Here is a 19121-nt window from a genome sequence, read left to right on the forward strand (position 1 = left end):
CAAGCATACGAATAGCGAAGCGACTCCGCTGCCACTGCAGAAAAATCAGCACGATTAATCCATAGCCCTGCTAAATTACCCCCCGCGTCTCAGGTGATACGGGTTTTAGCCATTTTGAGTGAAGTGAGTAAAAAAATGGCGTAAATTTACTTTTGTTTAACCAGCATGCGTTAAATAGAGTTTCAACTCTCTCAGAAACAGATTAATATGTTAAGGTTGAACTATTGGTTCTGTATTATGATTCTTCGAAGGCAAGCATTTTAAAAAAAGCAGGTCCGACGAAAAGCATCAGCGTGAACCCGCTCTGTATTTTTATTATCTGAACATGACTATGGTGACTTTGATGAGTGACACTCTCAACAGCTTGAATAATATCCGTACCCTCCGCGCAAATGCTCGCGAGCTTGACCTTGCTGCCCTGGAAGAAATGCTGGAAAAACTGTCGGTTGTGGTCAGTGAGCGACGTGAAGAAGCTCAGGCTTCTGAAGCGGCTAATCGTGAAAAAGCTGAGAAACTGGCAAAATACCGTGAATTACTGTTGCAGGAAGGTATCGATCCTAACGAACTGTTAAATGGTATGCCGACTGCGCCCGCTGAGAAGAAAAAACGTGCGCCTCGTCCGGCTAAATATCAGTATACCGACGAGAATGGTGACGTTAAGCAATGGACAGGTCAGGGCCGTACCCCTTCGGCGATTAAATCAGCGATCGATGCAGGTAAATCGCTGGACGATTTTCTGATCTAATTCAGGATACCTGGATGATAACCGCCTGGCGTTGCTCAGGCGGTTCTTTATCAGCAACAGACGAAAAACACCAGCTTCACACTTCCCCTGCCTGTACACACGCTGCTTATCCATCTTCATACACAATCATGCACAGACACTAACCTGAATGTAATAAGCAAATGCTCTGCGCAATATCGTTGCAGATAAAAGGTTTCATTCACTTACCTTAGCCGTTTTATCTATTCACCTCGGACCGTGACTGACGGGCCATGGTGATTTCAAATCTAATCTGCTGGCTAAATGAAAGTTCGGGCGTATTACCATCAGGATCGGCAAAGAATGCCCGGTAACTAACGGGTATTTCAGATTGCTGCGTAAAACACCCCCGCGCCGCGAAATTGCCACTTTTTCATCTGTCTCTTCGCGACGGCCGCAGGCTACGCCATTATGACCAAAAGACTCCAGCGGCGTACCGTTACTGTTATCAGATTGCACCAGTACCAGAGCAAAAAATCGGGTCAGTTCTGACAGCCATGCGACTTTCTGTACATCAGCAACGCCCGGTTCTCTCCTATGTATTACCTGTATCCGGCATAACACCGATAAACATCAACGCTTTTTACTCAATCGCGTACCAGTGCAAGATGAGTGGAACCGGTATCGTCAGACATGATTGCTCTCGGCTGGAGTTTAGCGATTACCGTGCCACAGGGCAGTTCAGAATTTCATCACGCGTGCTTAGCCGGACGCTCTTCACACATTACCCGGTTGCGCCCTGCCCGTTTCGCACGATACAAAGCCTCATCCGCACGCTCTATGAGCGCCTGTTTCCCCTGCTGTAAATCAGTAGCGAGATACATGGCACAGCCAGCGCTCAGGGTTACGTGCTTTTGCGGCAGCTCCGTGGCCATATGCGGAATAGCGAGCCGATTAACGGCTGCGATGATGGACTCCGCCAGGTCTACTGCAGCGGACAGCGGTTGTTCAGACAGAATGATGGCAAACTCTTCGCCGCCATAGCGGGCGGTGAGCTCGTTTTTGCGCCGGGCGGCGTGCTTCAGCACGGTGGCGACTGTTTTCAGACAGTCGTCACCGGCAACATGGCCGTAAGTGTCGTTGTAACGTTTGAAGTAGTCGATATCAAACAGAATCAGTGACACGGGCAGGCCACTCAGTTCCGCATTCAGCAGGCTTTCTGTCAGCATGTGGTCGAAATGGCGGCGGTTAGCCACTCCTGTCAGCCCGTCACTTTGTGCCTGATTTTCCAGGGAGCGATTCGCTGCAGTCAGCTCATCACGTAACCGTGTCAGCTCACGCTGATAACGCAGCGTATGGCGCGCCTGACGCAGCACAAACGTACCCAGTAAAATAATAACAACTAGCAGAGCGAGGCTCAGGATCAGATCCTGTACCCAGCTCTTTAGCCAGTGGTTAAACAGCGCACGTTTGTCGTAGCCCGCGGCAACCACCAGCGGATATCGCTGTGAACGGACAAAGCCGAAGATGCGCTTTTTACCATCAAGCGCAGCCGTCCATTGACCGCTGCCTTTATCCGAATTCGCCAGAATCTTCAGGAACAGCGGACTCACTGAAAGATTTTTGCCGATGTAGCTATCGGGCATCGGCCGGGCGTAAAGGACCGTACTGTCTGCCAGCATCAGCACCAGCACATCCCCATCGCTGAGTTCGTAGTAGCTATAGAAACGGCGAAAGTAATCCACTTTGATGGTGGCGAGCAAAACACCCTTAAAACCGTTGTAAGCATCGTTGACGCGCAGGGTAACCGGAATGACCAGTTCGTGCGTGGTGCGGCTGCGAATGACCGGGCCGATATGCAGGTTATTGCGCGGGCTGGCGCGATGATAATCGAAATATTCACGATCGGAATTATCAACGCCTGGCGGTATCCTGCTCATGGAGGTCGCTATCCACCGGCCCCGCTCATCATAGTAAAACAGACCGTGAAGTTGCGGCAGACGGCTCTGCAACAGATGCATTGTCTGACTCAGCGCCTTGCCCTCTGCACCGGTGGTGGCGAGCTGCTTTTCAAGCTCGCGTTGTACTTCGCGCAATGAAAGTTCGGTTTGCAGAAACGTATCGTCAGCCTGCCGCGCCTGCGACAGTGAGAGATTCACGGCCGTATCCTCAGCTTTACGGACGGTTTCATTCCAGTCTTCCCGCAGCGTCCACACATTTAATCCAATTACCGCCACGGTGAGCAATACGCCTGAGAGCATAATGCTTCTCAGCAGCGGCGAAATTTCTGACGCAGAACCATCATTTTTACGGCGAAACTTCATGCCTGTCCTTAATAAACCCTGTTGACTGATTTAAGCACAGTTAGTCAAAAGCAAGAATGCAAATCCCGCAATCCCGCTTCGATAATGACAATCCCTATTAAACCAGCAGAATTCGCTTAAATCTTCTCCTTAAATGGCTCAACCAGTATCCATAATGCAGGATTTATAGCGAATTAACCCACATTTAAGCTTCAATTATCAGGCAGGTAAATGTTACCCTTGCTGGCTGAATAATTTGCACTTTATTGATTAACTTGAGTATTTGAGGAATTTTATGACTAAGAACCTGAGCAGCCTGAATAATATCCGCACGCTTCGTGCAGAGGCGCGCAATATGGCTCTGGATATGCTCGAAGAGTTGCGCCAGAAATTAGAGACCGTGGTAAATGAGCGTCGTGATGAGGAAAACGCACGAGCGGCAGAAGCCCGTGAAAAAGCGGAGAAACTGGCTTTTTATCATGAGCTGTTGATGGAGGAAGGAATCAATCCTGCGGAACTGGTGAATAGCGATGCTCTCGCGGTATCCGGGAAAAAGAAACGTGCGAAACGTCCGGCCAAATACCGTTACACCGATGAAAATGGTCAGATTCGCGACTGGACGGGTCAGGGTCGAACTCCCTCCGTCATTAAGGCGGCGATTGAAAATGGCCAGTCGCTGGATGATTTCCTGCTTTAGTCGCAAGAATCCCTGCCGGCATAGTGACCGCTATTGCGGGGCACTATGCCGGCAGGGATATCTCCGCGATGCCGGTAGTCATCCCGCCGGATCACACATTAGTTTCCGCTACTCTCACGTTCGGCTGTGGACCGCGAAACGTCCGGCGCCACTCGCTTGGCGTGACGCCAAATCGGGATTTGAAACGCTGCCGGAATGAAACAGGCGAATCAAAACCAGCCCTTGCTGCAACGCTTTCAATACTGATACCGCTGGTTTCGAGTAGCTGCTGGCTATGCTGCAGACGCTCAGCCGTCAGCCACTCACCCAGTGACATGCCCGTTGCCTTATGAAAATGGCGCGTCAGCGTTCGCCTGCTCATACCAAGCGCCTGTGACAGAGTGTCGAGATCCTGCGGCTGATGGAGATTCTCTCGCAGGGATGCCAGCAGCGCATTGATCCTGCCGTCGCGGGTCGTTTCCGGAACCGGCCGCTCAATAAACTGCGCCTGTCCGCCTTCACGGTAAGGCGGCACCACCATACGTCTGGCCACCCGATTCGCCACGGCGCTGCCATAGTGCTGACGGATGATGTCCAGACAGCAGTCAATTCCTGCTGCGGTGCCGGCAGAGGTGATCAGACGATCGTCACGGGTATAAAGGGCATTGCTGTCGAGGTGAACCTGTGGAAAGCGTTCGCTGAAATCGCGCTCAAATTCCCAGTGAGTAGCAGCACGATGCTGATCCAGCAGGCCTGCATAAGCCAGTACATATGTACCCAGACAAAGCCCGACCACCTCTGCGCCACGCTGCCAGGCAGCTACCAGCTTATCCAGCAGCGCCTGCGACGGTTTTTCGTCCGGATTGTGCCAGTATGGCACGATAACGATATCAGCCTGATCGAGCAGGGTTAGCCCATGCGCCACCATGATTGACAGCCCCATCTCTGAGATCACCGGGCCTGTTTTTTCTGCGCAGATATCAATCTGAAACAGATCCCGCTGCGGGAGAGCAGAGCCGAACAGAATGCAGGGAACTGAAAAATGAAACGGACTAAAACCGGCCGTTGCCAGCACCGCGACGTTCAGAGCAGCCATCTTATCCCCTTTTTATGAAACGCATGATTGAGCTCTTACCGCGAAGCTGTACCGGTTCAGGACGACGATGCTCAGAATGTCATTGCTTCACCATCTTCCGGGATCAGTACCCGGTCAGCAATACCCTGTTCCAGGGTGTAAGCGCGCAGTTCAGCGCGTGTCAGCAGACAATGGTTAATCGCTTCCATGTGCGAAATCACCAGAGTCGCTTCAGGCAGAATATTGAGGGTGCGCAGCGTATCCTCCTTTCCCATAATAATGGGGCCATAGAGATCGTTAGTCGCATTGCCGGCATTGATTACCACGACCTGCGGCTGAAAACGTTGCAGCGTTCTGACATAAGGCTTAACCCAGACGGTATCCCCGGCAATGTAGAGCGTTTTTTCTGACGGATGGGTAAACACCAGACCGCAGGCATCGCCCATAATATCGCCCATGACTTTGTCGGCATACAACGCATTGCTGCCATGCTGGCCCTCCGTTTTGTGGATCGTCAGGCCGTCAACAAACGGATTTTCATCCTGCAGCACCCGAACGCGTGCAAAACCCTGCGAACGAATCAGCGCTGCATCACCTTCATTCTGGCTGTAGATCATCATCGTCTTTGGTATCAGCTGCTGCGCGGCCTCGTCCCAGTGATCCATATGTGTATGGGTGACAATCACTGCGTCTACCGCCAGCAGTGCCTCAACCGGGAGAGGCAGTTCAGTCATGGGATTGCGCAGATGGGGACGGGCATTACCGGCAAAGCCAGGCCACGCGTCTTTATCTGCCAGCATCGGATCGATCAGGAATGTGTTGCCAGCATACTCCAGCAGCAGTGTGGCATTACGAATCTGGGTCAGCTTCATTTTGTGCTCCGCAAAGGGTCTCTTTAACATCAGCCAGGCTTACAGGCTGCGATAAGTTCACTTTACGTTACTCCCTGACATGCACGTGACAGGCTCACAGGACAGTGTTCGATGGATTCGGGCCACTTTTGAATGTATCGCTGACCGGAGTCTGAGGGTGATGGAAGAATGGGCATGACCTGAGTGTGAAACGAATTTTCAGGATCAGGGCTGACAACATGAGGACAAAAAAATGCCGCAGCAGGCTGCGGCATGTTCATCTCAGGTTCGCATCAGAAATCGGCTTTCAGAACCACACGGTAATTGGCTTTACCGGCGCGGACGTGATCCAGCGCTTTATTGATGTCTGACATCGGGAAGAACTCAACCTGTGGCGCAATATCTGCTCGCGAAGCGAGTCGCAGCAGAGAACGCAGCTGGCCTGGTGAGCCGGTTGATGAACCGGTTACCGCTTTGTCACCCAGGATCAGCTCAAACGCGCTGACTTCAATCGGCTTCATCACGGCACCCACGGTGTGGAATTTACCCTGAGGCGCCAGCGCGGCGAAATAAGGTTTCCAGTCCAGGTCGACTGCCACGGTGCTGAGGATCAGATCAAAACGACCCGCCTGCTTCTTCAGGGCTTCAGGATCACGGCTGTTAACCACTTCATCCGCGCCCATATCCAGAATCGACTGCTTCTTATCCGGCGTTGAACTGAAGGCCACGACTTCGGCACCCATCGCGTGCAGGAGTTTGATCGCGATATGGCCCAGGCCGCCGATACCAATCACGCCAACACGGCTGGTCGCAGTGATATTGCTCATCAGCAGCGGTTTAAATACGGTAATACCGCCGCACAGCAGTGGGCCGGCGCTGGCCGCATCCAGTTTTTCCGGCAGCGGGATAACCCATTGCCAGTCGGCGCGCAGCTTCTCGGCAAAACCACCCTTATTCATGATGGTCGGGATGCTGCCCTGCTGACAGTTAACCTGCTCACCGTTGATACAGGCATCGCAATGCTGACAGCTTTTAGCTGTCCAGCCGATTCCTACACGCTGGCCGATTGACAGACCTTTGCTTTTAGCCGCTTCACCAAGGGCAGAGACGCGGCCAATCACTTCATGTCCTGCAATCACCGGGAACTGAGAGATGCCCCACTCGTTATCGATCATCGACAGATCTGAGTGGCAGACGCCACAATATTCGACCTGGACTTCGACTTCTTCGGCTGCCAGCTCGGCGGCATCGTACTCATAGAGTTCAAGGGCCTGGCCAGCCTGCATGGCTGCATAACTTTTGATTTTCATTAGTACCTCTGCGTGGTTAATCACCGACAAGTGTAACAACTGAAAGCCTGCCTTGCCTGGCCGTTACGCTTACACCGCATTTTTTTGTCTTTTATGCTGATAAATCAGCCTTTAACCTGCGCCCCGGAAAGCGTTTGTAACACTTTGAGCTGCGCGACCGCTTCCTGCATCGCATCCATTCCCTGCGTCAGTTCACGCAGGCTGCCGAGATGCTTCGCAATGTCGGCGCGCTCATGTCGGGTCTGCTGATTCATGGCCGCCAGCGTATCGGCCGCGCTGATACTGCGCTCCGCCATCTGTGCAGCCGTCTGCGCCGAGTCACTGGCCACCAGCCGGATACGTGAGATGGTGGTGACCGCCTCGCCAATGTTACTCGCCGTGGCTTCGGCCTGCTCTTTCGACGAATGTGCCAGACGACGAACTTCACCCGCGACCACCGCAAAGCCGCGGCCAGCCTCGCCTGCGCGTGCTGCTTCGACGGCGGCATTCAGCGCCAGGATGTTGGTCTGGAAAGCAATATTGCTGATGCCATGTGTAATCTCATTAATGCCATTCGAGATTTTTTCCAGATCGTCCAGCCCTTCATCCAGTCGGCCCTGCGCCTGCTGACTCTCAGTGGCGATATTGCTGATATTACGTATACTGCTTTCTGCAAGGCTCAGCGTTTCGCCCTGGCTATGCGTCGCCGTTTCGAGTACCGGTAGCGCCTCCATCAGCGGCGTCAGCGCCTGCTGATAGTTGATAACCCGATCCAGCACCCGCGTCTGAATGGTGTTCAGCGCTTCCCAGCGGCGTAACGCGCGCTGCGCGTAGTGGGCCGCATAGCCGGCATACTCCACCGGGAACTGGCTCATCGCTTTGACGTCATGATTGAAAAACACCAGCGCAGAAAGCGTCTGGTTGATAGGCACGCCCAGGATTTCACCAAAGCTGGAAAAACCGGCGGCGGCAATCCCTTTGAAGAAATGAGCATTGTGCAGCTTATCGGCATTACCGACACGACGCAGGATACAGTCGTTCATCAGAATCGCCGCGGGTTTGCCGTGCCGGGCGGTAAAAGCCTGCCATTCCTGCTGTGTCGCCTGTTTAAAGTCTTTTTCTTCCATCAGGAACAGCCGATCGCCAAACTCAAGGTCACAGAAAAACTGCACGCCACCCGCTTCAATTTTGGCGATTGAGCGAATAAAGTATTCGCCGCCGACTTTGACACCAAAGGTCAGCCCCTTCAGGCGTTCAGTCAGCTGCGCCTCGGTGCAGTTAAGATGCTCACACAGCGACGCCACAAACGGCTGCTGCTGTCCCTGGCGGTTAAACACGGAGGTGACCGTACGCGCAATCGGATCGGCTTCAGCAATCAGCCAGCTCTGCTCGCGTGGCGTGAAGTTCTGGCTTTTAAACGGTGCAAAGGATTTTCCTGCTGCCATCTGGCAGAACACGATGACGGCCTTGCCCTGCAGTACTCTGCCACCCGCACCAATCCAGGTGCCATCAAAGCTAATTTTGCCACCGGCTGAACCGCCAATCGCCAGGCAGGGGAAGCGCCCGCTGTTATACCAGGCCTGCATCAGAAAGCCTTCTGACGCCGACAGGCCGTCGCAGTAAATCATCGCAAAAGTCCGATCGGCCGACAGCGGCATCCGCACCTGCAACCGCATCAGCTCCTGCTGGATGGCGGTGATACGCTGACTGGCGGTCTGCGTATCGGCAACATGCAGATCGACAATGTGCGTTTCATGGCTGGCGATCAACGTGTCGGGCAGCCAGAGATAGCTTCCTTCCGGGCCATTGCCATCACAGTAGGTGCTTTGCGATCGGCTGCTGCTCAGCGCACCATTGGAGGAAAGCGTCAGTACCGTCAGATCGGGGGTGTTAAAGCGCTGCCAGGCCTGACTGACCCGCTGAAAATCGGCTTCAGGCGGAACAAATGTCATCAGAATGCCGCCCGCGCGCGAGCTTAAACCCATGGAGGAGAGTGAATCTGGCAATGCACGACAATCCCAGGTGCCATTCGCTGGCTGGCTGCTACGCCTGAGACGGGCAACAGGCAGGCGTCTTTTGATCGCCTTAATAATCGACATATTATTATTTTCACTTTTATATGAGTAATTTACGCTTAAATTCGCGCTTACTGGTGTGTAGAAGGAGGGCTAAATGCAGGTCCGTTCGCGTTCAGAACTCGTCGCTGAGTGCCGGGTTCATCATTGAGTGGCGCGCTCAACGCCATTGGGTTATCGCCACCAGCGGGAAAACCTTTAGCGATTGCTGCGGTTGGTTTAATGAATGAAGTTGTTACATTTTAGCAGCATAAAATAAGCCGGGACAGGACTCTGGCGGGCAGATGTAAAGCTGTGCTGGTGACTGAAGATTACTTTTTGCGATGCAGACTCACCCGTTTTTAATGACCTGGTTCTCTTTTATTGTGGCTGTCGGAAAAAGAGAGCGCTCAGAGGGTTATTCTGCCGCTTCAAGGCGCCTCTCTTAATCAGGCTAAAAAAGGAGCAGCGCTCTACTCATTATGCACTCTGCTCCTGCCAGTGCCGCTCGCAGCGCTCCCGTGCTTCGGCAGGCAAATCGCGTAAATCAGGCAGCGTATCGCCGGAACCGTAGCCCATTGATGCCGTTGCTTCCTGCTGTTCATCCTGCGCGGCGAAGCTGATTTTCTCCTCCAGTTTCTGCCAGCCGTCGCCCTGCTGCCGGGAGATCACAGCAAAAGTGGGCGTCTGTGCATCATCGCCGTAGATTTCATATTTCTGCTTCTGCTCGTCAGAACCAAACTCAAGCGTGTCGATTAACGTCGCGTCGCTCATAGCATTCTCCTTTTTCGTCAGGCCTTTAAGCGTAGTTCATCGGTCTTTGCCCTGCTGTGGCGAACAGGCAGCCGAAGTTTAATCTCTGCCTTATCAAGGCCTTTACGCCGGGCATTTGCATAAACGAAGCGGGCGACTATGCTTCCTGGTGTGACTAGCTAGTCCTTTTTATCTAATGGAACATTGATATGAGGTCTTCCTATGACACAACAGAAATACAGAGGTGGTGCCGGTAATTTTGCCAACGATCCGGAACGTGCGAGTGAAGCTGGCAGTGCAGGAGGCAAGGTCAGTGGGGGCAATTTCAAAAACGATCATGAAAAAGCCAGGGAAGCCGGTCGGAAAGGAGGCAAGATTAGTCGCCGTCCTTCTAAGTAATTCTGAATAAAGCGCTTTAGGACGTTTTACGCCATGGAGTGGCATCTCTCCCGAGTGAATCCACGCCGATGTTCGTCCCTCCTCTCTCCACCATAAAATACTTTTACGCTATTTCACCTCTCTGGTATTCGCAACCCGGATAGCAGGTCTGACGGCACGCTTTATTTCCAGTCGCAGGAACCGTGATTTCAGCCCGCCTGTCCTGTCCGACAGACGAGCTGAGAGCGTTATTTTGCGTCACGATGCCGGGTCAGGTAGTGCTTCACCAGCACAAAGAACAGCGGAACGAAGAACAGAGCCAGCACGGTACCCGCCAGCGTGCCGCCAATGATACCGGTGCCGATAGCGATGCGGCTGTTGGCACCGGCACCGGTCGCCACCGCCAGCGGGATCACCCCGGCGATAAAGGCCAGTGAGGTCATCATAATCGGTCGCAGGCGGGTTCGCGCCGCCAGCAACGCCGCAGCACTCAGCGAACTGCCCCGACGCACCGCATCCTCGGCAAATTCGATAATCAGTATCGCATTTTTGGACGTCAGCCCGACCGTGGTCAGTAACGCCACCTGGAAGTAGATATCGTTGCTTAATCCGCGCAGCGCCACGGCCAGCACCGTACCCAGTACACCGAGTGGCACCGCTAACAGCACGGAGAACGGCACCGACCAGCTCTCATACAGCGCCGCCAGGCAGAGGAAAACCACCAGAATCGAGATCGCATAAAGCGTGGTCGACTGCCCGCCTGCCTGCTTCTCCTGCAGTGAAAGTCCGCTCCACGCACCCGTCGTACCGGCCGGTAGTTCATTCGCCAGCCGCTCAATGGTGTTCATGGCATCACCGGAACTGAAGCCTTCGGCGTTTTGTCCCTGGATTTCATAGGAGGCAGAACCGTTGTAGCGGTTAAGACTTTCCGGCCCCATGGTCCAGCGGGTCGAGGCAAATGCGGAGAACGGCGTCATGGTGCCTTCACTGTTACGGATGTACCACTTATCCAGATCCGATGGCGCAGAGCGATACTGACCATCGCCCTGCAGATAAACGCGTTTCACCCGGCCACGATCGATAAAATCATTGATGTACGCTCCACCCCAGGCGCTGGTCAGCGTGTCGGTCACATCATCCAGCTGGAGTCCCAATGCCACCGCTTTGCTGGTATCGATATCAATCTGCAGCTGCGGGGTTTGTGGCAGGATATTTGCCCGCACACCGATCAGATCCGGGCTTTGTGCGGCGCTCTGTAACAGCTGATCGCGCAGGCTACCCAGCTGCTCACGGGTAGTGCCACCACTGGCCAGCAGCTCATAGGTGAAGCCATTATTCTGCCCCAGCCCCGGCACCGACGGCGGCGTCAGCGCAAAGATCTGTGCATCCCGAATCGACGCAAGCGCATAGGTGGCACGTCCGGCAATCGCTTCAGCAGAGTTCTCACTGCCGGGTCGCTGGTCCCAGTTTTTAAGCTTGATAAACGCCATACCGGCATTCTGCGCCGCACCGCTGAAGTTAAAGCCGTTGATGGTAAAGACCACATCAATGTTCTGTTTCTCCTCCGTCAGAAACCAGTCAACGATCTGCTTATTAACGGCCTCGGTGCGGCTGGCCGTGGCGCCCGCCGGCAACGTCGCCTGAAGCATAATGCTGCCCTGATCTTCGGTCGGCAGGAAACTACCCGGCAGTCGGGTGAACATCACAAACAGTACCACGCCCATTGCGGCGTAAAGTGACACCATGATGAGCGGACGACGCAACGTGCTCACCACTTTGTAACGATACTGACGCTCGGTGGCAGCATAAAAGCGGTTAAATCCGCCGAAGAAGCCTTTACGATGGGGTGCTGTTGGCCGCAGCAGCATGCCACACAGCGCAGGCGTCAGGGTCAGCGCCACCACCACAGAGAAGGTCATGGCGGCTATGATAGTGACGGAGAACTGCCGGTAGATCACGCCAGTTGAGCCGGCGAAAAAGGCCATAGGCAGAAAGACAGCGGAAAGCACCAGCGCGATAGCCACCAGCGCACCGGAGATCTCTTTCATCGACTTTTCCGTTGCCTCACGCGCCGGCAGACCTTCGTCATGCATAATGCGCTCGACGTTTTCCACCACCACGATCGCATCATCCACCAGCAGGCCGATGGCCAGCACCATCGCAAACAGCGTCAGGGTATTAATGGTATAGCCGCACAGCGCCAGCACGCCAAAGGTGCCAAGCAGCACGACCGGCACCGCCAGCGCCGGGATCAGCGTGGCGCGGATGTTCTGCAGGAACAGGTACATCACCACCACCACCAGTGCGATCGCCTCGATCAGGGTGATGACCACATCCTCAACGGAGATTTTGATGAAATCAGTACTGTCGAGGGCATAGGCCACTTCGTAACCTTCCGGCATAGAATGGCGATATTCTTCAACTTTGTTTTTGACCAGCGTCGCCGTGGCCAGCGCATTCGCACCTGGTGCCAGCATTACGCCGACCCCCGCCGCAGGATGCCCGTTGAGTCGGGTGGTCATGTCATAAGATTCGCCGCCCAGCTCCACCCGCGCCACATCCCCTACCCGCACGATGGCACCGCTTTTATCACTTTTAACAATGATGTTGCGGAATTGCTCAGGTGTCTGCAGTCGCGACTGCGCTCTGACCGTGGCGGTAAGTTGCTGATTGTCGGGTGATGGCAGACCACCGATTTTGCCGGCTGAAACCTGAATGTTCTGCGAGCGTATCGCTGCCGACACGTCGGAGGGCTGCAACGCATAAGAGTTTAGCTTGAAGGGATCGAGCCAGATGCGCATCGCGTACTGTCCGCCGAACACCTGGATGTCACCGACGCCTTCGGTCCTGGCCAGCGGCTCCTGCATATTGCTGACCAGCCAGTCACCAATATCGGTGCTGTTGCTTTTGCCTGTCGTGTCATACAGTCCCATCACCAGCAGGAAGTTCGACTGCGATTTGGTCACGGTGACGCCAAGCTGCTGCACCTCGCTGGGCAGACGCGAGAGCGCCTGCTGCACCTTGTTCTGCACCTGCACCTGTGCGGTATCCGGATCGGTGCCCTGACTGAAGGTGACGGTGACCGACACATTCCCCTGCGAGCTGCTGCTGGAGGTAAAATAGAGCAGATTATCCAGCCCGGTCAGCTGCTGCTCAATCACCTGAGTGACGCTGTTCTCCAGCGTCTCCGCAGAGGCACCGGTGTAAGTTGCACTGATATTCACCGAGGGCGGTGCAACATCGGGATATTGTTCAACCGGCAGCAGCGTAATAGAGAGCGCGCCAAGCAACATAATTAAAATGGCAACAACCCATGCGAAGACGGGGCGATAAATAAAAAAACGAGAAAACATCAGCGGGATCTCTTCCTTTGGGGCGGGAGCAAGACCTGCATTCCTGCAGGTCAACAAACTGCGTTGATTATAGGTTGTTACATCCGGTTAAACATCCTGACGTTATCTTTTCCTGTACAGGGCCGATTGCGACGCTGTGCCGCCAGTTCGCTTTGTAGCAGCCAGAACGGGTCACTTCCGGCGTGGTTGCCAAAAACCTTGGTGTGGAACGCATCTGATGATGCACTGAGCAAAATGGTCATCCCTGACTATCCTGAAATAAAGGATATTAACCAGGAGAGAACAATGAAATTTTTCTACTTCGTTTCGCTTATCGCCTCTGCACTCTATTTACTGATCTTCCTGCCCAAACTCCGCACCCGCCGTGAACCTATTGCCTACTGGGGATGCTGGATTTATCTGGGAGCTAACGCGATTTTCTGGGCGGTTTATGGCGTGCGGCACTACATTTAGCGTGGAATTTTAAGCAAAGCGGTAAATAGTGGTCTTCATGATTATATCATTCTGATTATTAATAATATTTATTTTGTGATTTCTTCATAGCTATGGAAGTTTTATTATCTGGAATAATATAATAACCACAGTAAAATCGTCGTTTTTTCCCCAACTGGAGGAGATGATCGATGGCGCATAAAACATTGGCTGAGATGAAAGCCAGACTCATGCAAAGAGATGATTTTCAGGCTGCCTATGAAGCTGAAGCACGCAAAGAGCGACTACAGGCCTTGTTAGCCGAGTGGCGCAGTCATGCCGGATTAAAGAGTGCTGATGTAGCAGCCAGAATGGGCATTGCCCCCTCTACGCTCTCACGTATGGAAAAAAACATTACATCAGCCAGCGTCGAGAATCTCTCCAGATATGCGAGAGCGTGTGGCGTTAAAGCAGCTACTCTATTTTTCAGCTAATACCCTGGTTTCATGGCTTCTCTGCATACAGAACAGGAGGATTTCTCCTCGGGTTCCGTTGTGGGATATAGTGACTGCACTATCGTGAACACCTCTGCAAAACAGGTAATAACTGCAATGGCTCTGATCCCCAAAAACTATTCGCGGCTGGAAAGCGGCTACCGTGAAAAAGCACTTAAAATCTATCCGTGGGTGTGTGGGCGCTGCTCACGAGAATTTGTTTATTCAAATCTGCGCGAGCTGACGGTTCACCATATCGATCACGACCACACTAATAATCCGGAAGATGGCAGCAACTGGGAGTTGTTGTGTCTCTATTGTCACGATCACGAGCACTCAAAGTACACTGAGGCTGACCAGTATGGCACCCGCGTGGTGGCTGGCGAGGATGCACAAAAAGATGTGGGTGAAGCGACCTACAATCCGTTTGCCGATCTGAAGTCGATGCTGAATAAGAAGAAGTAACCGCTGAATGTTGAGCCTGTCAGGACAACAACGAGCTGACAGGCTCAGCCCCGTTCCGTACCTGCCGCATAAAAATCCCCCTGCAACTGGCAGGCCCGCGTTGCGCTATCCAGATCCAGACAGAGATCGACATCCTCCTGAAATCCGCGCTGGTGAAGTTCCAGGGCTGAAGCGCATTCGCGAAGAGATAACAGATTCAGCTGCCGCCAGGCGGCAACCGCGCCTGCTGCTTCAGGGGAGCAACGGTCATGCCCGATGGCTGCAATAATGCCACCGGCTGCAGCATAGTCCTCTATGGCCGGGCGAAGCGTGCCATCGGGCCAGCGCTCTCCACAGGGGATAACCAGAATACGCCCGAAGTTGCGACAGGCCTTTGCTGTCTGCGTGAGATTCCTGAAACAGCCGCTGAATACAGTGACGCCCGCAGCCATATCACGGGCCAGGAATGAAATCGTTGATCCATTGGGAGACGGCAGAACCAGCTTCTCGCCCTGTTCTATTGTCCGAATCGAGGCCGGAGAGAGACTAAAACCGCCTGCGTCAGACAGTCTGTCGTAGCTGGCGAGTCGTGCGCCGATGTTGTTTGCAAAACCGATGGCAGATGCATTTTTCCATGGATAAGGATAAACCTGTGCGCCATTATCGACCGCCAGGCTGACACAGGTAGAGAAGGACATCACATCGACGATAATGATGCACTCCACATCTTTTGCCGCGTAGCGGACGGCAGCATCGCCCCACTCAAGACGAACGTTAAATCTCTCCTGATCCCACCATTGCATATCTCATCCTCCGTTACAGCCTGTCAGGTGTGCGCCGCTCAATCCACGACACGCCATTGGCGGATCATCCCCGATTAAGTTATCAGCACAGTCAAAGTACATTGAAGTTATTACCGACACTAAAAATTGAGGGCCAGTAACCTGGCCTTGTATAGTTAGTCAGGGCTTCAGACTTTTCAATAATAACCAGAGCGCAGAATGATGATTTCAAAAGAGAATGCAGAACACTATAGCTGGGGTGACGGGTGTGATGGCTGGTATCTGATGAACCGCAAAGATATGTTAGTCATTCATGAAAAAATGCCGCCCGGCACCCGTGAAAAAAGACACTATCATGCTTCATCCCGGCAGTTTTTCTTTGTTCTTCAGGGCGTGCTGTCGATGGAGCTGGAGGGCGAAGTGCATGATATCAGTGCGCAACAGGGAATCGAAATTCCGCCACACGCTAAACACCAGGCCAGAAATAACAGCGATGCGCCAGTAGAATTTATTGTAATTTCTCATCCGACAACACGAGGCGATCGTACTGACCTCTCCTGATCGGCCAGCAGCGTCGGGCAATGGCGCTGTCTCATGATGTGGACAGATACCGGCTGAACGATAGTTTAAATACCAGAACGGCTTATTAATTTGTGCGGTAATAACGACCCGTTATATTTCCCCGACTCCCGTTACGCTAATAATACCGTTGTGAATATTCTTTTTGTTTTAGCGTACAGATGGGAATATTAACCGTAATGACTTTACCTGCAAGAAATCATATTAATTAAATATCACAGACGTGAAATCGCATCATTATGTTTTTATATCAATGCGTTACTTGCGATCACCTCATTGCCAGCCATAACCGCCTTACTGTTCCTGATAAATTCCCCATGAGATAAAACACGGCCGTCTCGTTTATTATTGCGTCACCCTCACGCTTATTTCATACCAGAAAAACAGAGCGCACGGCCCTACCGAAACATTTTGAGAAAAAATTTCGCTGAATAATAGCCAGAATCCACGTTGCTGTTCCCTTTTATGTACCAGGCTTAGCCAATAACAATAGAGACAATGTGGAGCATTATGAAAGAGCAAAATCGCACAAATGGCATCGCCCCTTATGGCGGTGCTGCCGGTGGCTGGGGCGCACTTAAGGCGGTTGCCGATGCTATCCGTGGCCAGATGTCTGTAAAGCAGGATGTGATCGCCCTGTTTAAAGTCAACCAGCCACAGGGCTTTGACTGTCCGGGCTGTGCCTGGCCCGACCCACAGCATGCCTCATCCTTCGAGTTCTGCGAAAACGGCGCAAAAGCCGTCTCGTGGGAAGCCACCAGCAAGCGCACCACGCCGGAATTTTTTGCTGCTCATACCGTGACCGAACTGTGGGAGCGCAGCGCACTGCATCTGGAGGGCGAAGGACGTCTGACCCATCCCATGAAGTACGATCCTGCTACCGACACCTATCAGCCCATCGAGTGGGAGACGGCGTTCCGGGAGATTGGTGAGCATCTGCGCAGCTATGAGGATCCCGATAGTGTGGAATTCTACACGTCGGGCCGCGCCTCAAATGAAGCGGCGTTCCTGTGGCAGCTCTTCGCCCGCGAATATGGCACCAACAATTTCCCCGATTGCTCAAACATGTGTCATGAGCCAACCAGCGTCGGGCTGCCGGAGTCGATTGGCGTCGGCAAAGGTACGGTAGAGCTGGAGGATTTTGACCACTGCGATCTGGTGCTCTGCATCGGTCATAACCCTGGAACCAACCATCCACGCATGCTCGGCACGCTGCGGGAAGTCTCTAAGCGCGGAGCCACTATTGTGGCGATCAACCCGCTGCGTGAGCGCGGGCTGGAACGCTTTACCTCGCCGCAGAGTCCGATTGAGATGCTGTCAATGAGCTCTACTGAGCTGGCTTCGACCTATTACAAAGTGCGGGTGGGCGGCGACGCGGCGATGCTCAAAGGCGTGATGAAGATCCTGCTCACCATGCACGAAGAGGCGCTGAGTAAAGGAAAACCCGGCGTCATCGATGAAGCGTTTATTTCCGAGCACACCGAAGGCTTTGATGCCCTGAAAGCTGACCTGGAGAGCACCGACTGGCCGCACATCCTCAAAGTCTCCGGCATGGCGCGTGAGGAGATCCAGCATATCGCCCGGCTCTACGCCAGCGCTGAACGGACCATCATCTGTTATGGCATGGGAATTACCCAGCACCAGTACGGTACGCAGAATGTCCAGCAAATCGCGAACCTGCTGCTGATGCGCGGCAACATCGGTAAGCCGGGCGCGGGGATCTGTCCGTTACGCGGTCACTCTAATGTCCAGGGTGACCGCACAGTGGGCATCACTGAGATCCCGCCGCAGTCGCTGCTGGATAGCATTGAAAAGGTCTTTGGTTTCCGTCCGCCACAGGAACATGGTCACGGCGCTGTCGAGGCAATCAAGGCGATGCGCGATGGTAAAGCCAAAGCGCTGCTCTGCCTGGGCGGTAACCTGGCAGAGGCAATCTCCGATCCCCAGGTGACATTCCCGGCGATGCGCAAGCTGGATCTGGTGGTGCATATGGCCACCAAGCTTAATCGCTCACACCTGTTACTCGGAAAACATAACTATCTGCTGCCGGTGCTGGGCCGGACTGAGACCGATGTTCAGGCGACAGGCGCGCAGAGTGTGACCGTTGAAGATTCGATGTCAATGGTGCATGCCTCTCGCGGTTCGCTGAACCCGGCCTCACCCCATCTTAAATCTGAACCGGCGCTGGTCGCCTCACTCGCTAAGGCAACCCTGCCCGACAGCGTGGTTGACTGGTCAGCCATGGTCGCCGATTACAGCCGTATCCGTGATGCCATTGAAGCCGTGTTCCCGGCGTTCGAAAACTTCAACGAGCGGATTAAGCATCCGGGAGGTTTCCGGCTCCATAACGCCGCATCAGAACGCGTCTGGCTCACGCCTTCCGGTCGTGCGCAGTTTAAAGTAATGCAGGGCATCAACGAAGATCCCCGCTCGCTGAAGTGCCATGATCTGGTGCTCACCACCCTGCGCAGTCACGATCAGTACAACACCACGCTGTATGGACTGAACGACCGTTATCGTGGGGTGACGGGCCGCCGCGATGTGCTGTTTATCAATGCGGAAGAGGCGGAGAAACGAGAGCTGCGCGTGGGTGACCGTGTCGATCTCATGGCGCTGGATCCGGAGGGTAATCCCACCTCGCGTCAGATGAAAAACCTGACCATCGTGATTATTGATATGGCACCTGGTTCAGTCGGCGCTTACTACCCGGAGGCTAATGTGATGGTTCCGCTCGACAGCCACGATACCAAAAGCGGCATTCCCGCCTATAAAAGTATTCCGATCGCGATGACGCGCGTAACCGACGAGACGCACACCACCTCAGGTATTCTTCGCTAGTCTGACCTGCCCAGTTAATATTGCCAGCGTGGCCGGTGTTCCGGTCACGCTGTTTTTGCTTTTGCGGCCTGCTGGCATCCTTTTTTCGGCCCTCCAGCTGTTTTATCACCCGTAAAGCACCCCGCGCGAAGTAACCCG

Annotated in this window: 17 protein-coding genes and 1 pseudogene; 8 read left to right on the forward strand and 10 right to left on the reverse strand. The window is 53.7% G+C overall.

The genetic code is table 11. The annotated features are described in order from the left end of the window. Window positions 1–343 precede the first annotated feature (343 nt). Window positions 344–745, forward strand: a complete 402-nt coding sequence (locus tag EGO56_RS22070) for an H-NS family histone-like protein (protein ID WP_098049800.1) — start codon at window positions 344–346, stop codon at window positions 743–745. Window positions 746–962: 217 nt separating this feature from the next. Here EGO56_RS22070 and EGO56_RS22580 read toward each other — a convergent pair. After that, window positions 963–1398, reverse strand: a pseudogene (locus EGO56_RS22580) (VOC family protein). Between the two features lie 57 nt (window positions 1399–1455). Then, window positions 1456–3027, reverse strand: a complete 1572-nt coding sequence (locus EGO56_RS22080; RefSeq protein WP_135911149.1) for a sensor domain-containing diguanylate cyclase — start codon at window positions 3025–3027, stop codon at window positions 1456–1458. Between the two features lie 274 nt (window positions 3028–3301). On the opposite strand from EGO56_RS22080, the gene EGO56_RS22085 reads away from it, so the two are divergent. Next, window positions 3302–3703 carry an H-NS family histone-like protein gene (locus tag EGO56_RS22085; protein WP_135911150.1) on the forward strand — a complete coding sequence of 134 codons (402 nt, stop codon included), beginning with the start codon at window positions 3302–3304 and terminating at the stop codon, window positions 3701–3703. Between the two features lie 91 nt (window positions 3704–3794). On the opposite strand, the gene EGO56_RS22090 is transcribed toward EGO56_RS22085, so the two are convergent. The 5 genes from EGO56_RS22090 to EGO56_RS22110 all read right to left on the reverse strand — a co-directional run bounded on the left by EGO56_RS22090 (window position 3795) and on the right by EGO56_RS22110 (window position 9725). Beyond that, complete coding sequence (locus tag EGO56_RS22090) at window positions 3795–4778, reverse strand: GlxA family transcriptional regulator (protein ID WP_135911151.1); 984 nt, start codon at window positions 4776–4778, stop codon at window positions 3795–3797. A 71-nt stretch (window positions 4779–4849) separates the two neighbouring features. After that, on the reverse strand, window positions 4850–5629 hold the full coding sequence (locus tag EGO56_RS22095) for an MBL fold metallo-hydrolase (protein ID WP_135911152.1): 780 nt from the start codon (window positions 5627–5629) through the stop codon (window positions 4850–4852). Between the two features lie 272 nt (window positions 5630–5901). Continuing rightward, window positions 5902–6918 (reverse strand): NADPH-dependent aldehyde reductase Ahr, encoded by a 1017-nt coding sequence (gene ahr / locus EGO56_RS22100; RefSeq protein WP_135911153.1) that lies wholly within the window; start codon window positions 6916–6918, stop codon window positions 5902–5904. A gap of 104 nt (window positions 6919–7022) precedes the next feature. Continuing rightward, entirely contained in the window at window positions 7023–8996 is a 1974-nt protein-coding gene (locus EGO56_RS22105; RefSeq protein WP_135911154.1) for a methyl-accepting chemotaxis protein, read from the reverse strand. A gap of 435 nt (window positions 8997–9431) precedes the next feature. Then, complete coding sequence (locus tag EGO56_RS22110) at window positions 9432–9725, reverse strand: hypothetical protein (protein ID WP_135911155.1); 294 nt, start codon at window positions 9723–9725, stop codon at window positions 9432–9434. Between the two features lie 201 nt (window positions 9726–9926). Between EGO56_RS22110 and EGO56_RS22115 the strand changes: the two genes are divergently transcribed. Continuing rightward, window positions 9927–10103, forward strand: coding sequence for a con-10 family general stress protein (locus EGO56_RS22115; RefSeq protein WP_009093122.1), 177 nt, complete (start codon window positions 9927–9929; stop codon window positions 10101–10103). 227 nt (window positions 10104–10330) lie between these two features. Here the strand turns inward: EGO56_RS22115 and EGO56_RS22120 are convergent, their stop codons facing one another. Further along, a complete protein-coding gene (locus EGO56_RS22120) occupies window positions 10331–13435 on the reverse strand; it encodes an efflux RND transporter permease subunit (protein WP_135911156.1) in 3105 nt (1034 codons plus the stop codon). Window positions 13436–13512: 77 nt separating this feature from the next. Further along, a complete protein-coding gene (locus tag EGO56_RS22400; RefSeq protein WP_167493469.1) occupies window positions 13513–13677 on the reverse strand; it encodes a hypothetical protein in 165 nt (54 codons plus the stop codon). Between the two features lie 43 nt (window positions 13678–13720). Here EGO56_RS22400 and EGO56_RS22405 point away from each other — a divergent pair, with 43 nt between their 5' ends. The 3 genes from EGO56_RS22405 (at window position 13721) to yajD (ending at window position 14805) form a co-directional block, all read left to right on the forward strand. Then, window positions 13721–13888: a hypothetical protein gene (locus tag EGO56_RS22405; RefSeq protein WP_167493470.1), complete on the forward strand. Its 168-nt coding sequence runs from the start codon at window positions 13721–13723 to the stop codon at window positions 13886–13888. A gap of 170 nt (window positions 13889–14058) precedes the next feature. Beyond that, window positions 14059–14340: a helix-turn-helix domain-containing protein gene (locus EGO56_RS22125; RefSeq protein ID WP_185948894.1), complete on the forward strand. Its 282-nt coding sequence runs from the start codon at window positions 14059–14061 to the stop codon at window positions 14338–14340. A 117-nt stretch (window positions 14341–14457) separates the two neighbouring features. Next, complete coding sequence (yajD, locus tag EGO56_RS22130) at window positions 14458–14805, forward strand: HNH nuclease YajD (RefSeq protein ID WP_013356513.1); 348 nt, start codon at window positions 14458–14460, stop codon at window positions 14803–14805. A gap of 44 nt (window positions 14806–14849) precedes the next feature. Here yajD and EGO56_RS22135 read toward each other — a convergent pair whose 3' ends face one another. After that, the gene (locus tag EGO56_RS22135) at window positions 14850–15587 is read right to left on the reverse strand and encodes a 2-phosphosulfolactate phosphatase (RefSeq protein ID WP_135911157.1); all 738 of its coding nucleotides are present in this window, start codon (window positions 15585–15587) and stop codon (window positions 14850–14852) included. A 201-nt stretch (window positions 15588–15788) separates the two neighbouring features. Between EGO56_RS22135 and EGO56_RS22140 the strand changes: the two genes are divergently transcribed. Together EGO56_RS22140 and EGO56_RS22145 are read left to right on the forward strand one after the other, a co-directional pair. Then, a complete protein-coding gene (locus EGO56_RS22140) occupies window positions 15789–16127 on the forward strand; it encodes a cupin domain-containing protein (protein ID WP_033785317.1) in 339 nt (112 codons plus the stop codon). Between the two features lie 528 nt (window positions 16128–16655). Next, the gene (locus EGO56_RS22145) at window positions 16656–18983 is read left to right on the forward strand and encodes an FdhF/YdeP family oxidoreductase (protein ID WP_135911158.1); all 2328 of its coding nucleotides are present in this window, start codon (window positions 16656–16658) and stop codon (window positions 18981–18983) included. The last annotated feature ends 138 nt before the right edge of the window (window positions 18984–19121 follow it).

This window comes from Pantoea vagans (genome assembly GCF_004792415.1).
GTDB classification, from domain to species: Bacteria; Pseudomonadota; Gammaproteobacteria; order Enterobacterales; family Enterobacteriaceae; genus Pantoea; species Pantoea vagans.

Coding starts and splice junctions, on each gene's coding strand:
- EGO56_RS22145 (WP_135911158.1), top strand. CDS start 16,656: ATGAAAGAGCAAAATCGCACAAATGGCATCGCCCCTTATGGCGGTGCT.
- EGO56_RS22085 (WP_135911150.1), top strand. CDS start 3,302: ATGACTAAGAACCTGAGCAGCCTGAATAATATCCGCACGCTTCGTGCA.
- EGO56_RS22080 (WP_135911149.1), bottom strand. CDS start 3,027: ATGAAGTTTCGCCGTAAAAATGATGGTTCTGCGTCAGAAATTTCGCCG.
- EGO56_RS22140 (WP_033785317.1), top strand. CDS start 15,789: ATGATTTCAAAAGAGAATGCAGAACACTATAGCTGGGGTGACGGGTGT.
- ahr (WP_135911153.1), bottom strand. CDS start 6,918: ATGAAAATCAAAAGTTATGCAGCCATGCAGGCTGGCCAGGCCCTTGAA.
- EGO56_RS22105 (WP_135911154.1), bottom strand. CDS start 8,996: ATGTCGATTATTAAGGCGATCAAAAGACGCCTGCCTGTTGCCCGTCTC.
- EGO56_RS22115 (WP_009093122.1), top strand. CDS start 9,927: ATGACACAACAGAAATACAGAGGTGGTGCCGGTAATTTTGCCAACGAT.
- EGO56_RS22110 (WP_135911155.1), bottom strand. CDS start 9,725: ATGAGCGACGCGACGTTAATCGACACGCTTGAGTTTGGTTCTGACGAG.
- EGO56_RS22135 (WP_135911157.1), bottom strand. CDS start 15,587: ATGCAATGGTGGGATCAGGAGAGATTTAACGTTCGTCTTGAGTGGGGC.
- EGO56_RS22400 (WP_167493469.1), bottom strand. CDS start 13,677: ATGACCATTTTGCTCAGTGCATCATCAGATGCGTTCCACACCAAGGTT.
- EGO56_RS22090 (WP_135911151.1), bottom strand. CDS start 4,778: ATGGCTGCTCTGAACGTCGCGGTGCTGGCAACGGCCGGTTTTAGTCCG.
- EGO56_RS22405 (WP_167493470.1), top strand. CDS start 13,721: ATGAAATTTTTCTACTTCGTTTCGCTTATCGCCTCTGCACTCTATTTA.
- EGO56_RS22120 (WP_135911156.1), bottom strand. CDS start 13,435: ATGTTTTCTCGTTTTTTTATTTATCGCCCCGTCTTCGCATGGGTTGTT.
- yajD (WP_013356513.1), top strand. CDS start 14,458: ATGGCTCTGATCCCCAAAAACTATTCGCGGCTGGAAAGCGGCTACCGT.
- EGO56_RS22125 (WP_185948894.1), top strand. CDS start 14,059: ATGGCGCATAAAACATTGGCTGAGATGAAAGCCAGACTCATGCAAAGA.
- EGO56_RS22095 (WP_135911152.1), bottom strand. CDS start 5,629: ATGAAGCTGACCCAGATTCGTAATGCCACACTGCTGCTGGAGTATGCT.
- EGO56_RS22070 (WP_098049800.1), top strand. CDS start 344: ATGAGTGACACTCTCAACAGCTTGAATAATATCCGTACCCTCCGCGCA.